Below are 14,769 nucleotides of genomic sequence, written 5' to 3'. Positions count from 1 at the left end.
GTCTCGGGTCGAGGGCCCTCGGTGGCGGAGTGCCGTGCCGGAGGGGAGTCGATCAACCATGGACAGGGCTCCCGAAGGAGGTGTTTATCGTCAGGCAGACGACTATGATCGCGGCATGCCCTACGACCCGTCAGCCTTTCCGCCCTTCGCCGTGACCGTGGACCTGGTCGTGCTGACCGTGCGCCGCCATGCCCTGTGCGCGCTGGCGGTACGGCGGGGCGAGCAGCCGTTCCAGGGGCGATGGGCGCTGCCCGGCGGCTTCGTAAGGACCGACGAGGACCTCGCCCAGGCCGCGGCACGCGAGCTCGCCGAGGAGACGGGCCTGTGCGCCCACGACCCCTCCGTGCCCGCGCAGGACAACGGTGCGCACCTCGAGCAGCTCGCGACCTACGGCGATCCCAAGCGTGACCCCCGGATGCGAGTGGTCAGCGTCGCGCATCTCGCCCTCGCCCCCGACCTGCCCGCGCCCCGGGCGGGCGGCGACGCGAACAGCGCACGCTGGGCACCGGTCGAGGAACTGCTGCAGCAGGGAGGGTACGGACGCGATGGGGAACAGGCGGCGCCGCTCGCCTTCGATCACGCGCAGATCCTCTCGGACGGAGTGGAGCGCGCCCGGTCCAAGATCGAGTACTCGTCGCTGGCGACCGCCTTCTGCCCGACCGAGTTCACGGTGGGTGAGCTGCGCCGCGTCTACGAGGCCGTGTGGGGTGTGGTGCTCGACCCGCGCAACTTCCACCGCAAGGTGACCGGCACGCCGGGCTTCCTGGTGCCCACCGGGGGCACGACCACACGCCAGGGCGGGCGCCCCGCCCAGTTGTTCCGCGCCGGCGGCGCCACTCTGCTCAACCCGCCGATGCTGCGCCCCGAGGTCTGAGGAGGGCGGCGGACACGGTTGCGGGCCCCAGAGCCTCGGCGTGTTCGCGAGAGCCGCGAGGCCCGTCGGAGACGAGCCGCATGGTGCCCGAAAAATCCGAAATGTCGCGCTATCTTGCTTTGGGTGATCCAGGCCATCGGACTGACCAGCAACACCCGCAAGGCGCGTCCGCCCGCCGTTGACGACGTGTCCTTCGAGGCGCCCGCGGGCCACGTCACAGCGCTCCTCGGAGCCCCGGGCGCAGGCAAGACGACGGCGCTGAAGCTCATGCTCGAACTTCAACACGGCCGTGGAATCACCTACTTCCGAGGCAGGCCGCTGCATCGGATCGCCCATCCCTCGCGCGAAGTCGGCGTGCTCATGGGCGAGGTGCCGGGACATCCCGCGCGCGCGGTTCGCGGCCAGCTCCGCATGCTGTGCGCCGCCGCGGGCGTACCCGTGCGCCGCGCGGACGAAGTCCTCGAAGTCGTGGGGCTCGTCAGTCTCCGCGACGAGCGGCTGGGCACGCTCTCCCGCGGTATGGACCGCCGGCTGGGCCTGGCCTGCGCGCTCCTGTCCGACCCGCACACCCTCGTGCTCGACGACCCCGCGGACGGACTGTCCGTCAGAGAGGGCCGCTGGCTGCACGGGATTCTGCGCGCACACGCGACACAGGGCGGCACGGTGCTGTTCACCACGGACGACCCCAAGGAGGCCGCGCGAACCGCCGACCGGGTCGTCACACTGGACCAGGGCCGCCTCGTAGCCGACCAGGAGGCCGCGGAATTCGCCCGCACCCGGCTCCGGCCCCGGGTCGCCGTCCGCAGCCCGCACGCCGCCCGGCTCGGCTCCCTCCTGACCAAGGAGGCACGCACGGCGCAGCGCTCCGTCGAAGTCGTGCGCGAGGAGGGCAACCGGCTCTCGGTGTACGGCAGCACCTGTGCCGACGTCGGCGAGACGGCCTTCCGGCACGGCATCCTCGTACACCAACTCGCCGACGAGACAGGCGACATGGGGCCCGCAACGACCCCCTCCGCCGAGGAGGGCGAGCACCCTGCCGACGAGCCGTGCCCCTCCGAGACACCGGCCGCGGACGACCTTTCCGCCCTCCCGCCGCCCATCGCCGTACGCCAGGCCCGGAGCCCGCTGCGCCCGCTGCGCTACGAACTGCGCAGAGCCGCCGGCGTCGGCACCGGCTACCTCACCGCGGCCGCTGTTCTCATCACCTCGGTCCTCCTGTCCGTCCTCCTGGCCAGAATCGGTCACACGCCTCAGCCGCGCCTGCTGGCCGCGTGGCCCCGGGAACTTCCGCTCCCGCCCGCCGCGCTCGGCGCCGGGCTGCTGGGCGCCGTCGCCTTCGGCGAGGAGTTCCGTCACCCCGCCCTGGCCGCGGACCGCGGCACCGTCCCGCGTCGGCTGGGGCTGCTGACCGCCAAGCTCCTCGTCGCGTCGGCCACCGCGCTGATGCTGGCGTTCCTCACGGTGGGATGCGACCTCGAAATGCTCTATCTCGTCTACGGACGGGAGCTCACCGGAGTTCCATCGGACTGGCTTTCGCTGAGCGCGAGTTGGTTCGGGCTCGTGGTGGGCTGCGCCTGGTCGGGCGTGCTGGCGGCCGGCATCTTCCGGTCCACCGCCGCCGGGCTCGCGGCGGTGCTCGCCGTGCCGGTCGTCGTCGTACCACTCGTACAAAAGGTCTCGCAGGGGCCGTCTGTGCGGTCGGCGGCCGGGTTCCCGGAGCGGCTTCGGGAACTGGTTCTCATGCAGTGGCCGTTCGGTGGGGAGCGCTACCTGGCGGCCGGCGTGCGGGTACTCGCCCAACCGGTGGGCGGAGCGCTGATGTTGTCGCTGACCGCTCTGCTCTGCGCATATCTGCTCACGACCCTGCGGAGCCGGGTCCGATGACGACAGTCCGCACCCTTCCGTTCCCCCTGTGCGCACAACTCCCCGAAGAACGCTCATTTCTTTCCGATAAGGCGTCAATTGCGACGGGGTGAGCGATCACCCTTTCGTGTGCTTTTCACCAAAGACCTCAAGGGAGTTGGAGTCGGCGCCGACAAAAGACCCGTGAGTACCCTTGCGCAGACCATGATGACCGCCGCCCGTTCCTCAGACTCCGGCCTGGCCGGACCGGGCGAACTCGACCGTTACCCCTATACCGACGCTTCCGGTGTCGACCGCGTGGGCCCCCCTGTGTGGGAGAGCGCCGAGCCGGAGCTCGGCCGTGTCGGCCGACGCGCCGCCGGCAGCCGCGGACGCGGACTGCACGGCCAACTCGTCCAGCAACTGGGCCAGATGATCGTCTCCGGAGACCTCGGCGCGGACCGTCCGCTCGTGCCCGAGGAGATCGGCCAGCGGTTCGAGGTCTCCCGGACCGTCGTCCGTGAGTCGCTCCGCGTCCTGGAGGCCAAGGGGCTGGTCAGCGCCCGCCCGAATGTCGGCACGCGGGTGCGTCCCGTCAGCGACTGGAACCTTCTCGACCCGGACATCATCGAATGGCGGGCCTTCGGACCGCAGCGGGACGACCAGCGGCGCGAGCTGAGCGAGCTCCGCTGGACCATCGAGCCGCTCGCCGCGCGCCTGGCGGCCGGACACGGACGCGAGGAGATCCAGCAGCGGCTCGGCGACATGGTCGAGATCATGGGCCACGCCATGTCGCAGGGTGACTCCCTCACCTTCTCGCGGGCCGATGCCGAGTTCCATTCGCTGCTCATCCAGCTCGCGGGCAACCGGATGCTGGAGCACCTCTCCGGGATCGTGTCGGCGGCGCTCCAGGTCTCCGGAGGTCCGGTCACCGGCTGTGACCGGCCGAACGAAGCCTCGCTGGGTCACCACGCCCGCATCGCCGACGCCCTCGCGGCTGCCGACGGCGCGGCGGCCGAGACGGCCATGCGGCAGCTCCTCGCCGTCCACCCCGAGGTGGAGCGTGTCGTGCCCGCGCCGCGCGAGCACTGATCGCGCACCGAGGGTGACGCGGTCCGGAGTGCGTGCGCGCCCGTGGCGTCGCCAGGCCGGCGAACCATCGCTCGTCGGGACCCCATCGAATCCTTCGCGGATTCGATGGGGTCCCGACGGCGCGACCGGGCGGCGGATCATGACCTGACCTGGTCTGACAGGGTCTGCCATCTTTTGAGCGCTTACGGGGTGTGACTCGGGCCACGCAGATTGGGCGTAACGCTCTTCGGGGCAGCGCGATGACCTAAGAGGTGATAGCCGAGGAGGGAATACAGACGCCGTGTGTGGCGCTGTGCATCTTCCCGGCCCCCGCCCGCGCCGTCGGCCCATCCCCAGTCGGCGGTCGTCGGTTCCTGTCCACAATGGACGGGGCCGGAAGCCGTTTTCCAACGTTCCGAGAGGTTGTTCGTGTCGGCCAGCACATCCCGTACGCTCCCGCCGGAGATCGCCGAGTCCGTCTCTGTCATGGCGCTCATCGAGCGGGGAAAGGCTGAGGGGCAGATCGCCGGCGATGACGTGCGTCGGGCCTTCGAAGCTGACCAGATTCCGGCCACTCAGTGGAAGAACGTACTGCGCAGCCTCAACCAGATCCTCGAGGAAGAGGGTGTGACGCTGATGGTCAGTGCCGCGGAGCCCAAGCGCACCCGAAAGAGCGTCGCAGCGAAGAGTCCGGCCAAGCGCACCGCCACCAAGACGGTGGCGGCCAAGACGGTGACTGCAAAGAAGGCCACCGCCACCGCCCCTGCGGCTCCGGCTGCCCTCGCCGACGATTCGGCCGAGGACGCGTCCGCAGGCAAGGCCGCTGTAGCCAAGAAGACGACGGCGAAGAAGGCCGTCGCCAAGAAGACGGTCGCCAAGAAGACGGCGGCCAAGAAGACGAGCGCCAAGAAGGACGACGCCGAGCTCGTCGACGACGAGGCGGTCGAGGAGACCCCGGGCAAGCCCGGAGCCGAGGAGCCCGCCGAGGACGGCGCCCAGGGCTTCGTCCTGTCCGACGAGGACGAGGACGACGCGCCCGCGCAGCAGGTCGCCGCCGCCGGTGCCACAGCCGACCCGGTCAAGGACTACCTCAAGCAGATCGGCAAGGTCCCGCTGCTCAACGCCGAGCAGGAGGTCGAGCTCGCCAAGCGCATCGAGGCCGGTCTGTTCGCCGAGGACAAGCTGGCCAACGCCGACAAGCTCGCTCCCAAGCTCAAGCGCGAGCTGGAGATCATCGCCGAGGACGGCCGCCGCGCCAAGAACCACCTCCTGGAGGCCAACCTCCGTCTGGTGGTCTCCCTGGCCAAGCGCTACACCGGTCGCGGCATGCTCTTCCTGGACCTCATCCAGGAGGGCAACCTCGGTCTGATCCGAGCCGTCGAGAAGTTCGACTACACCAAGGGCTACAAGTTCTCGACGTACGCCACCTGGTGGATTCGTCAGGCGATCACCCGCGCCATGGCCGACCAGGCCCGCACCATCCGTATCCCGGTGCACATGGTCGAGGTCATCAACAAGCTCGCGCGCGTGCAGCGCCAGATGCTCCAGGACCTGGGCCGTGAGCCCACCCCGGAGGAGCTGGCCAAGGAGCTCGACATGACCCCTGAGAAGGTCATCGAGGTCCAGAAGTACGGCCGCGAGCCCATCTCGCTGCACACGCCGCTGGGCGAGGACGGCGACAGCGAGTTCGGTGACCTCATCGAGGACTCCGAGGCCGTCGTCCCGGCCGACGCGGTCAGCTTCACGCTTCTCCAGGAGCAGCTGCACTCCGTCCTCGACACCCTGTCGGAGCGCGAGGCGGGCGTCGTCTCGATGCGCTTCGGTCTCACCGACGGTCAGCCGAAGACCCTCGACGAGATCGGCAAGGTGTACGGGGTGACCCGTGAGCGGATCCGTCAGATCGAATCCAAGACCATGTCGAAGCTGCGTCACCCGTCGCGCTCCCAGGTGCTGCGCGACTACCTCGACTAGGCCTCGGCCGCACCTCGACGAGGGCCCGACTCCCCATGGGGGTCGGGCCCTCGTCGTATGCGCGGAATGCGTGCCTTCGCTCACTGGATCACTCTGGGTGTTCCACGACCATCCCAGTGTGAGGAGCGCACATGCGCCGTGCCTACGTCCCGACGCTGGCCCTTGCGGCCGCCGCAGCGGTGATACCGCTGACGTCCCCCGCCCTGGCGTCCTCCGACAGCGTTGTCATCGGAAGTCGTCCGGTCCAGATCTCCGAGAGTCCGTGGACGGTCGCGCTGTCCAGCCGTGACCGGTTCGGGGGTACGCGCGCGGGGCAGTTCTGCGGAGGAGTGGTCATCGGTCCGACGACGGTCCTGACCGCGGCCCACTGCCTCGGAGACGACGTGCTGGGGGCGCCGCCGCGCCAGGCGCGCGATCTGAAGGTCATCGCGGGGCGCGAGGATCTGACGGCCGGCGACGGCAAGGAGGTCCCCGTACGCGACATCTGGGTCAACCCGCACTACGACAGTGATACGAACGCCGGGGACTTCGGTGTGCTGACCCTCGCCGAGCCGCTGCCGGCCGCCTCGGCGATCCGTATGGCCCCCTCCGGCGACCCGGCGTACGAGCCGGGGACGGCCGCCGTGGTCTACGGCTGGGGCGACCTGACGGGCGGTGGCGACTACGCGAGCAGCCTGCGGGCCGCGGACGTGCACGTACTGACCGACCGCTCGTGCGAGCGGGCCTATCCCGGCAGCGAGGCCGGGACCTACGACGCGGTGTCCATGGTGTGCGCCGGAGAGCAGGCGGGCGGCCGTGACGCCTGCCAGGGGGACAGTGGCGGGCCGCTGGTCGCCCAGGGCCGTCTCATCGGACTGGTGTCATGGGGGAGCGGCTGCGGGCGAGCAGGGAGCCCGGGTGTCTACACGCGGGTCTCGGAGGTGGTCCAAGCGCTCGACGCGCGCCGCTGAGAGCTCTTGGCGATGCGGTACGAGTGTGGGCGGTCACTCCCTGTGTCCAGGGGGTGACCGCCCACTCACCGGCCTGTCGCCGGCACCCGCTCGTCGTTGATGCGAAGGGTCAGCGTTCTTCGTCGTTGACCGTCTCGGGAACGGACGTGAGCCGCTCCGTCTCGTCCTGTATCTCAGCGGCGATCTTCTTGAGTTCCGGCTCGAACTTGCGACCGTGGTGGGCGCAGAAGAGCAGTTCTCCGCCGCTCAGGAGGACGACGCGCAGATATGCCTGGGCGCCGCAACGGTCGCAGCGGTCAGCGGCCGTCAGCGGGCTCGCGGGGGTCAGAACAGTAGTCACGTCGCCTCTTCTCTAGCTCGACGAGCTGTCGTACCAGGGTCAACATCCAACCAGGCCGAAAACGTTCCCGCTCGCGGCTTTTCCTCGAAATTTTCTTTCGAGCCGGCTGTCTGCTGCCGGTTGGCGGCGAATGAGCCGTATTGCGTGTCTTCGTGTCTGTACGGGTTCGCGCTGTCTGTCAGGTGTCGGTCCTCCCGGCTGGATTGCCGGTTGTTCATGAGGACGTGCCCGGAGCCTAAATGGTTCATGCCTCGAAGGGAACGTGATATGTACTTCACTCCATCGAGGGATCGAACACCCATGCGACCCTGGACTAGTGTGAGTTCATGCGAGGGTGGTGCTACAACGGCTCTACCAGGCCTCGGTACCCTCTGAACGGCGACCGAAGCCGGGCCCTTACCCAAAAGGGTCTCCCATGAAATTCAGCGAGGAGCGAACCGCGTGACCGCCGAGACGTCCGTGCCGTCCACAGCGCTGCTGACCGGAGCAGACCGGGACGGTTCCAACTACACCGCGCGGCACCTGCTCGTCCTTGAGGGGCTCGAGGCAGTGCGGAAGCGCCCGGGCATGTATATCGGGTCGACCGACAGCCGCGGCCTGATGCACTGCCTCTGGGAGATCATCGACAACTCCGTGGACGAGGCCCTCGGGGGCTACTGCGACCACATCGACGTCATCCTGCACGACGACGCCTCCGTCGAGGTGCGGGACAACGGCCGTGGCATCCCCGTCGACGTGGAGCCCAAGACCGGCCTCTCCGGCGTCGAGGTCGTCATGACCAAGCTGCACGCCGGCGGCAAGTTCGGTGGCGGCTCGTACGCAGCCTCGGGCGGTCTGCACGGCGTGGGCGCCTCCGTGGTGAACGCGCTCTCCGCCCGGCTGGACGTCGAGGTGGACCGCAACGGCCAGACCCACGCCGTGAGCTTCCGCCGCGGCACGCCGGGAGCCTTCCAGGCCGACGGCCCCGACGCCGCCTTCGACGCGACGAGCGGGCTCCGCAAGCTCAAGCGGATCCCGAAGACCCGCACCGGCACGCGCGTGCGCTACTGGGCCGACCGCCAGATCTTCCTCAAGGACGCCAAGCTCTCCCTGGAGCACCTCCACCAGCGTGCCCGCCAGACCGCCTTCCTGGTGCCGGGCCTGACCATCGTCGTCCGTGACGAATACGGGCTCGGCGACGGCGGCAGCAAGGGCGAGGAGTCGTTCCGCTTCGACGGCGGGATCAGCGAGTTCTGCGAGTATCTGGCCGCCGACAAGCCGGTCTGCGACGTTCTCCGCTTCTTCGGGCAGGGGACCTTCAAGGAGACCGTCCCGGTCCTGGACGAGCACGGGCAGATGACTCCGACCGAGGTCACCCGTGAGCTGGGCGTCGATGTCGCGATGCGCTGGGGCACCGGTTACGACACGACCCTGAAGTCCTTCGTGAACATCATCGCCACGCCCAAGGGCGGCACCCATGTCGCCGGCTTCGAGCAGGCCGTCGGCAAGACGATGAACGAGGTCCTGCGGGCCAAGAAGATGCTGCGGGTCGCCGAGGACGACATCATCAAGGACGACGCGCTGGAGGGCCTCACGGCCGTCGTCACCGTGCGTCTCGCCGAGCCGCAGTTCGAGGGGCAGACCAAGGAGGTCCTCGGTACCTCGGCCGCCCGACGCATCGTGACGAACGTGGTGACCAAGGAGCTCAAGGCGTTCCTGACCTCCGCGAAGCGGGACGAGGCCGCGCAGGCGCGGGTCGTCATGGAGAAGGCCGTCGCCGCCGCTCGTACGAGGATCGCCGCCCGTCAGCACAAGGACGCGCAGCGCCGGAAGACGGCGCTGGAGTCGTCCTCGCTGCCCGCCAAGCTCGCCGACTGCCGCAGTGACGACGTCGAGCGCAGCGAGCTGTTCATCGTCGAGGGCGACTCCGCGCTGGGTACGGCGAAGCTGGCCCGGAACTCCGAGTTCCAGGCGCTGCTGCCGATCCGGGGCAAGATCCTCAACGTTCAGAAGGCGTCCGTGACGGACATGCTGAAGAACGCCGAGTGCGGTGCGATCATCCAGGTCATAGGGGCGGGCTCCGGGCGGACCTTCGACATCGACGCGGCGCGTTACGGGAAGATCATTCTTCTCGTCGACGCCGATGTCGACGGCGCGCACATCCGGATTCTGCTGCTGACGCTGTTCCAGCGCTACATGCGGCCCATGGTCGAGGCCGGGCGAGTGTTCGCGGCGGTGCCGCCGTTGCACCGGATCGAGCTCAGCCAGCCCAAGAAGGGGCAGGACAAGTACGTCTACACGTACTCGGACCGTGAGCTGCGGGAGACGTTGCTGGAGCTGCAGCGCAAGGGCGTGCGCTACAAGGACTCGATCCAGCGGTACAAGGGTCTCGGCGAGATGGACGCCGATCAGCTGGCCGAGACGACGATGGATCCGCGGTTCCGGACGCTGCGCCGGATCAACATCTCCGACCTGGAGGCGTCCGAGCAGGTGTTCGATCTCCTGATGGGGAACGATGTGGCTCCGCGCAAGGAGTTCATTTCGAGTTCGGCTGCGACGTTGGACCGGTCGCGGATCGACGCGTAGCCCTCCTGGCGTCTTCGGGCGCCTGGTTCGTTGTGGGTTGGGGCCGTGCCGGTGCATCCGCCTGCCGCCGCTGGATCAGACGTGAGTTTCCATGGGAACCCGCTGCTCGATCCGGACGTCAGCGACGGGCGTGCGATGTACCGGCGCGGTCCCTTCCGCTGTAGGAGCGCTGCGGGCGCGTCGCGGCTTGGGCGCATCACCTACCGCCCGCGCTTCAGCCGCGGGGGCAGTTCTGGGGCAGTTCCACCTCCCGCCCACTTCCGACTGCGGGGGCAGGATTCAGCCCCTCCGGCATTTTGAGGAGCGTCTGGGGCGCGGAGCCCAGGCTTGCGAGGGGGAGGGACGCAGGGGCGGAGGCGGAGGGGGCGAATGAAGGCTTGGGTCGGCCCGCTCGCCGCTCGCCGCTCGCCGCTCGCCGCTCGCCGCTCGGCGTGTGGATGGGGCTCCACCCGTGGGTGGAGGGATGAGGGCGTGGGGGATCCACCCACGATCCACCCGGGCGCCGATCTGCCAAGGGCGCGATTTCCGTAGCGTCGGTGGTGTCGGCAGCGCTCGCCGCGGACACCCTCTCCTCGCTCACGGAGGCCGTGCATGTCCGGGCTCATCAATGCTGTGGTGATCTTCGCCGTTGCCGTCGTGGTGATCGCGCGCCAGTTCCGCGCGCGCCGGATCAGTTCGGACAGGCGCTGGTGGATCGTGCCCGCCGTGCTCGCCTTCATGGCCCTGCGCGACCCCGGAGTGATCGATCCGCACCACCAGGTCGAGGCGTCCCTCCTGCTGGGCACGGAGCTGGTGACGGCACTGGCCATCGGCGCCGGATGGGCGTGGACCACCCGGATATGGACGGAGCCGGACGGCGCCTTGTGGAGCAGGAGCACCAAGGCCAGCGGGGCCATCTGGATCGCGGGCATCTGCCTGCGCCTGGGTCTGTTCGGTATCGGTCACCTGCTCGGTGTGCACCAGAACTCCTCTGCCTTGATGCTCGGACTGGCGGCCACCCTGCTGGTCCGTTCCGGGCTGGTGACCTGGCGGGCGCGGTCCCTGCAGCCGGCGGCGCCCGGACAGGGCCCGGCGTACGGTGACGGCGTGGGCCGGGTCCTGCGGAAGGAGCGCCTGTGACGGACAACGCCTGGATGCGCTGGCCCTCCCGTGAGGCCCTCTCCCGAGTCGGCGTGCACAAGGCCCGCCGTGCGCTCGCCCGGGTCACGCGCGCCATCGTCCTCGCCATGTTCATCGCGACGACGCTCACGAACACGGAGCTGAACGGTTGGGCGCTCGCCGGAGCCATCACGGGAATCGTGACGTGCGGGTTCCTCGCCTGGGGGTTCTGGCGCACCACACTGGAGCATCGCCTGCTGCCGTCCCTGGTGCAGCTCGCTCTGTTGCTGGCGATCGCGGCCGTGGGGCAGAGTGCGGGCTTCCGGGTTCCGGCACTCGTTCTGTGGTGCGGGTGTGCCGTCAGCGCCATCGAACGGCTGCCCCTCGCGGCGGCGTTGCCCGCCACGGCGGTGGCGCTGAGCGCGTACGCGGCGGTCAACAACGACGTCTGGCTGACCACCGCGGCCACCACCGTGGGGCTCGCACTCGCTGGGTATGTGCTGCGCCTCGACGCGGAAGCGCGGGGGAGTGCGCAGCGGCTGCTGGCCCAGGAGCGTGCGGCCCGCGTGGCCGAGGCGGAGTCGGCGGCGCTCGCGGAGCGCGCGCGGATAGCGCGGGAGATCCACGACGTGCTCGCCCACAGCCTCTCGGCGCAACTCGTGCATCTGGAGGCGGCGCGGCTGCTCATCGAGAGAGGAGCCGACCGGGAGATCATCCTCGAACGGGTCGTGGCGGCACGGGGAATGGCCCGCGAGGGGCTCGCGGAGACGAGGCAGGCACTCTCCGCGCTGCGGGGCGAGATGTCTCCGCTGGAGGAATTCCTCGGCGAACTCGTCACCACCGCCGACGGTGCCGATGTCACGGTGACGGGCGACCGTCAGCCGCTGCCGGCGGAGGCCTCCCAGGCGGTACGCAGAGTCGCGCAGGAGGCGCTGACGAACGTACGCAAGCACGCTCCGGGCGCCAAGATTCACATCCGGCTGGACTACGGCGAGCACGAAGTGACGCTGGACGTACGGGATTCGGGTGGAAAACCGGGCGAGCTCAGCGGTTCGGGAGCCGGGTACGGTCTGCTGGGCATGCGGGAGCGCGCCGAGCTGCTGGGCGGCTCGCTGGATGCCGGACCGGGCGAGGAGGGGTTCGTGGTGACGTTGAAGGTGCCGGTATGACCGAGCAGGTGGAGGGCAGGAAGCCGGCGCGGGTTGTCGTCGTGGACGATCAGACGGTCGTGCGCGAAGGCATCGTGATGCTGCTGGGACTGCTGCCCGGGATCGAGGTGGTCGGAGCGGCCGGTGACGGAGCTGAAGCGGTGGCGCTGGTGGCCGAACTCGCTCCGGACGTCGTGCTGATGGATCTGCGCATGCCCCGCTGCGACGGGGTCGAAGCGACCCGGCGGATCCGTGCCGAGTACCCCGGGACGCAGGTCGTCGTGCTCACGACGTACGCGGACGACGAGTCGTTGTTCCCCGCGCTCCGTGCCGGGGCCCGTGGCTATCTGACCAAGGACGCGGGAGGCGACGAGATCGTGCGGGCCGTGGAAAGCGTGCTCTCCGGGGACGCCGGGCTCTCGCCGAGCATCCAGCGACGGCTGCTGGAGCGGCTGTCGGACCCGGAACCGGAGCCCCGCCCGCCCGCTGAGGCGCCGGACGGGCTCACCTCGCGCGAGACGGAGGTGCTCCTGCTGATCGCCGAGGGCCTCAGCAACAACGAGATCGCCCGCAAGCTGCATGTGTCCACGGCCACCGTGAAGACCCACATCAACAATCTCTTCGCCAAGACCGGTCTCAAGGACCGTGCGCAAGCAGTGCGTTACGCCTATGGGAAAGGTCTCGTACGGCCGCCCGCGGGATGAAGTCACCTGATGGGGTGAAGAGCGCGGAGAGAGGAGTCCGGGAGCCTCCCGATCTGCACATCCTTGGGCACGCGGCCGAAACGGGTCGCGGACAAGGAGAGTTCGGTGGACAAGCACGACGGCGGCGACTCCGGGGAGGTCCGGTTCGACGACCCCTGGTACGACGCGCTCGCTTCCGGCTGGGGCGAGTTGGACGGCACGGGTGCGCTCGCCCCCGCCGTGCCGACCGCCCGCTCGGAGCACGAAGGACGAACGGGCGGAGCGGCCCACGTCTATCTGGAGGTGCAGCGCAGTGCCGCCTTCCAGGAAGTGCGCGGCCGGTACCGCAGGTTCGTGATCCCGGCCGTCGCCGTCTTCTTCCCCTGGTACGTGGGTTATGTGGTGACCGCGACCACCGCGCCGGGGTTCATGGCGCGTCCGGTCGCCGGTGCGGTGAACGTGGCGCTGCTCGCGGGACTTGCGCAGTTCCTCACGACGTTTCTGTTCGCGTGGGCCTACGCACGGCACGCGCGGCTGCGCAGGGACCGGGCCGCGCTGGAACTGCGCTGGGACACCCAGGAGATGACGCGGAACGCCAGGGGTGGTGAGCGGTGAGCGGCCACCATCAGACCCTGGCGCTGCTGCTGTTCAGCGCGTTTGTCGCAGTGACGCTGGCGATCACGACGTGGGTGAGTCGCAACCGGCATGGTTCGGCCGAGGAGTTCTACGCGGGCGGGCGGTTGTTCTCGCCCATGGAGAACGGTTTTGCCCTCTCCGGGGACTACATGTCGGCCGCTTCCTTCCTCGGTGTCACGGGACTCATCTCCCTGTACGGCTACGACGGGATGCTGTACGCCGTGGGCTTCCTCGTGGCCTGGCTGGTCGTCCTCTTCCTGGTCGCCGAACTGGTGCGCAACTGCGGGCGGTTCACGCTCGCCGACGTCGTCGCGGCCCGGATGGACGAGCGGCCGGTGCGGATCGCGGCCGGAACTTCCTCGGTAGTGGTGTCCGTTCTGTATCTGGTGGCGCAGATGGTGGGTGCGGGCAGCCTGGTCTCGCTGCTGCTGGGAGGCACGAGCGACGCGGCGCGCAACTGGACGGTGATCGGTGTCGGCGCGCTCATGGTGATCTATGTGTCGATGGGAGGGATGCGGGCGACCACCTGGATCCAGATCGTCAAGGCGGTTCTGCTGATCGGCGGGGCCGGCGTGCTCACCGTGCTGCTCCTGATGCGGTTCCACGGGGACATCAACGACCTGCTGCGTTCGGCCGCGCGGCGCAGCGGGCACGGCCAGGCCTTTCTCGCGCCCGGGTTGAAATACGGCGGGGACTGGACGGCACGCTTCGACTTCATGAGCCTCGGGCTCGCGCTGGTGCTCGGCACCGGCGGGCTGCCGCACATCCTGTCGCGCTTCTACACCGTGCCGACGGCGCGAGCCGCCCGGCGCTCGGTTCTGTGGTCGATCGGGCTCATCGGCGGCTTCTACCTGATGACGATCGTGCTGGGCTTCGGCGCGGCCGCCGTCGTCGGTCCCGAGGCGGTGCGCGGATCGAACGCAGCAGGGAACACCGCGGTTCCGTTGCTGGCCCTCGATCTGGGCGGCGGAGTCGACTCCACGGGCGGGACCGTCCTGTTCGCGGTCGTCGCCGCCATCGCCTTCGCCACCATTCTCGCGGTCGTCGCCGGAGTCACCCTCGCGTCCTCGGCCGCCGTGGCCCACGACCTGTATGCCTCGCTGCGTCGCCGCCACGCGAAGCCGCACGGCGAGGTCGCGGTGGCGCGCGCCGCGTCGGTCGGCATCGGCGTGATCGCCATCGCCCTGAGCCTCCTGGCCCGCGATCTCAACGTGGCCTTCCTGGTCGGTCTCGCCTTCGCGGTCGCCGCGTCCGCGAACCTGCCGGTGCTGCTGTACTCCCTGTTCTGGCGGTCCTTCACGACGCGCGGTGCCGTATGGGCCGTATACGGCGGCCTGGTGCCCTCGCTGCTGCTCGTGCTGCTGTCGCCGGTGGTGTCGGGCAGCCCCGAATCACTGTTCCCGGGCGTGGACTTCGAGTACTTCCCACTCCAGAACCCGGGCCTCGTCTCGATCCCGCTGGGCTTTCTCGCCGGCTGGCTCGGCACCGTCACCTCGGCGGAGCCGCCGGACGAGGCCAAGCACGCCGAGGTCGAGGTCCGCGCGCTCACGGGCGCGGGGGCTGTCTGAGGGCCCCTGAGCCGCGTACACGA

At 69.5% G+C, this 14,769-nt stretch carries 12 protein-coding genes; 11 read left to right on the top strand and 1 reads right to left on the bottom strand.

All coding sequences use genetic code 11. From position 1 onward, the window contains the following. Nucleotides 1-115: 115 nt before the first annotated feature. The 5 genes from ACZ4N5_RS14180 to ACZ4N5_RS14160 all read left to right on the top strand — a co-directional run bounded on the left by ACZ4N5_RS14180 (nucleotide 116) and on the right by ACZ4N5_RS14160 (nucleotide 6,708). Entirely contained in the window at nucleotides 116-874 is a 759-nt protein-coding gene (locus ACZ4N5_RS14180) for an NUDIX hydrolase (protein WP_261707644.1), read from the top strand. A gap of 123 nt (nucleotides 875-997) precedes the next feature. Continuing rightward, complete coding sequence (locus ACZ4N5_RS14175; protein WP_467757359.1) at nucleotides 998-2,758, top strand: ABC transporter ATP-binding protein; 1,761 nt, start codon at nucleotides 998-1,000, stop codon at nucleotides 2,756-2,758. Between the two features lie 162 nt (nucleotides 2,759-2,920). Further along, nucleotides 2,921-3,808, top strand: coding sequence for a FadR/GntR family transcriptional regulator (locus tag ACZ4N5_RS14170; protein WP_467757358.1), 888 nt, complete (start codon nucleotides 2,921-2,923; stop codon nucleotides 3,806-3,808). A gap of 408 nt (nucleotides 3,809-4,216) precedes the next feature. Next, nucleotides 4,217-5,758 (top strand): RNA polymerase sigma factor, encoded by a 1,542-nt coding sequence (locus ACZ4N5_RS14165; protein ID WP_467757357.1) that lies wholly within the window; start codon nucleotides 4,217-4,219, stop codon nucleotides 5,756-5,758. A 131-nt stretch (nucleotides 5,759-5,889) separates the two neighbouring features. Beyond that, nucleotides 5,890-6,708: a serine protease gene (locus ACZ4N5_RS14160; protein WP_467757356.1), complete on the top strand. Its 819-nt coding sequence runs from the start codon at nucleotides 5,890-5,892 to the stop codon at nucleotides 6,706-6,708. A 109-nt stretch (nucleotides 6,709-6,817) separates the two neighbouring features. Here ACZ4N5_RS14160 and ACZ4N5_RS14155 read toward each other — a convergent pair whose 3' ends face one another. Further along, nucleotides 6,818-7,048: a DUF7455 domain-containing protein gene (locus tag ACZ4N5_RS14155; RefSeq protein ID WP_467757355.1), complete on the bottom strand. Its 231-nt coding sequence runs from the start codon at nucleotides 7,046-7,048 to the stop codon at nucleotides 6,818-6,820. A gap of 441 nt (nucleotides 7,049-7,489) precedes the next feature. Between ACZ4N5_RS14155 and ACZ4N5_RS14150 the strand changes: the two genes are divergently transcribed. The 6 genes from ACZ4N5_RS14150 (at nucleotide 7,490) to ACZ4N5_RS14125 (ending at nucleotide 14,746) form a co-directional block, all read left to right on the top strand. Next, a complete protein-coding gene (locus tag ACZ4N5_RS14150; protein ID WP_467757354.1) occupies nucleotides 7,490-9,613 on the top strand; it encodes a DNA gyrase/topoisomerase IV subunit B in 2,124 nt (707 codons plus the stop codon). 591 nt (nucleotides 9,614-10,204) lie between these two features. Then, nucleotides 10,205-10,732: a DUF1453 domain-containing protein gene (locus ACZ4N5_RS14145; protein ID WP_467757353.1), complete on the top strand. Its 528-nt coding sequence runs from the start codon at nucleotides 10,205-10,207 to the stop codon at nucleotides 10,730-10,732. After that, nucleotides 10,729-11,880 (top strand): sensor histidine kinase, encoded by a 1,152-nt coding sequence (locus ACZ4N5_RS14140; RefSeq protein WP_467757352.1) that lies wholly within the window; start codon nucleotides 10,729-10,731, stop codon nucleotides 11,878-11,880. Before ACZ4N5_RS14145 ends, ACZ4N5_RS14140 begins: the two co-directional genes overlap by 4 nt. Continuing rightward, the gene (locus ACZ4N5_RS14135) at nucleotides 11,877-12,563 is read left to right on the top strand and encodes a response regulator (protein ID WP_467757351.1); all 687 of its coding nucleotides are present in this window, start codon (nucleotides 11,877-11,879) and stop codon (nucleotides 12,561-12,563) included. Before ACZ4N5_RS14140 ends, ACZ4N5_RS14135 begins: the two co-directional genes overlap by 4 nt. A gap of 105 nt (nucleotides 12,564-12,668) precedes the next feature. Beyond that, a complete protein-coding gene (locus tag ACZ4N5_RS14130) occupies nucleotides 12,669-13,157 on the top strand; it encodes a DUF485 domain-containing protein (protein ID WP_467757350.1) in 489 nt (162 codons plus the stop codon). Further along, nucleotides 13,154-14,746, top strand: a complete 1,593-nt coding sequence (locus tag ACZ4N5_RS14125; RefSeq protein WP_467757349.1) for a solute symporter family protein — start codon at nucleotides 13,154-13,156, stop codon at nucleotides 14,744-14,746. The genes ACZ4N5_RS14130 and ACZ4N5_RS14125 overlap by 4 nt, the downstream gene beginning before the upstream one ends. The last annotated feature ends 23 nt before the right edge of the window (nucleotides 14,747-14,769 follow it).

This window comes from Streptomyces sp. NPDC026500 (assembly GCF_055567635.1).
Note: the sequence above shows the minus strand (reverse complement) of the source record. Positions and strands in the feature narration are given on the sequence as shown.

What these genes read in the sequence shown, in the direction of transcription:
- ACZ4N5_RS14180 (WP_261707644.1), top strand. Translation starts at nt 116, where the DNA reads ATGCCCTACGACCCGTCAGCCTTTCCGCCCTTCGCCGTGACCGTGGAC.
- ACZ4N5_RS14160 (WP_467757356.1), top strand. Translation starts at nt 5,890, where the DNA reads ATGCGCCGTGCCTACGTCCCGACGCTGGCCCTTGCGGCCGCCGCAGCG.
- ACZ4N5_RS14145 (WP_467757353.1), top strand. Translation starts at nt 10,205, where the DNA reads ATGTCCGGGCTCATCAATGCTGTGGTGATCTTCGCCGTTGCCGTCGTG.
- ACZ4N5_RS14135 (WP_467757351.1), top strand. Translation starts at nt 11,877, where the DNA reads ATGACCGAGCAGGTGGAGGGCAGGAAGCCGGCGCGGGTTGTCGTCGTG.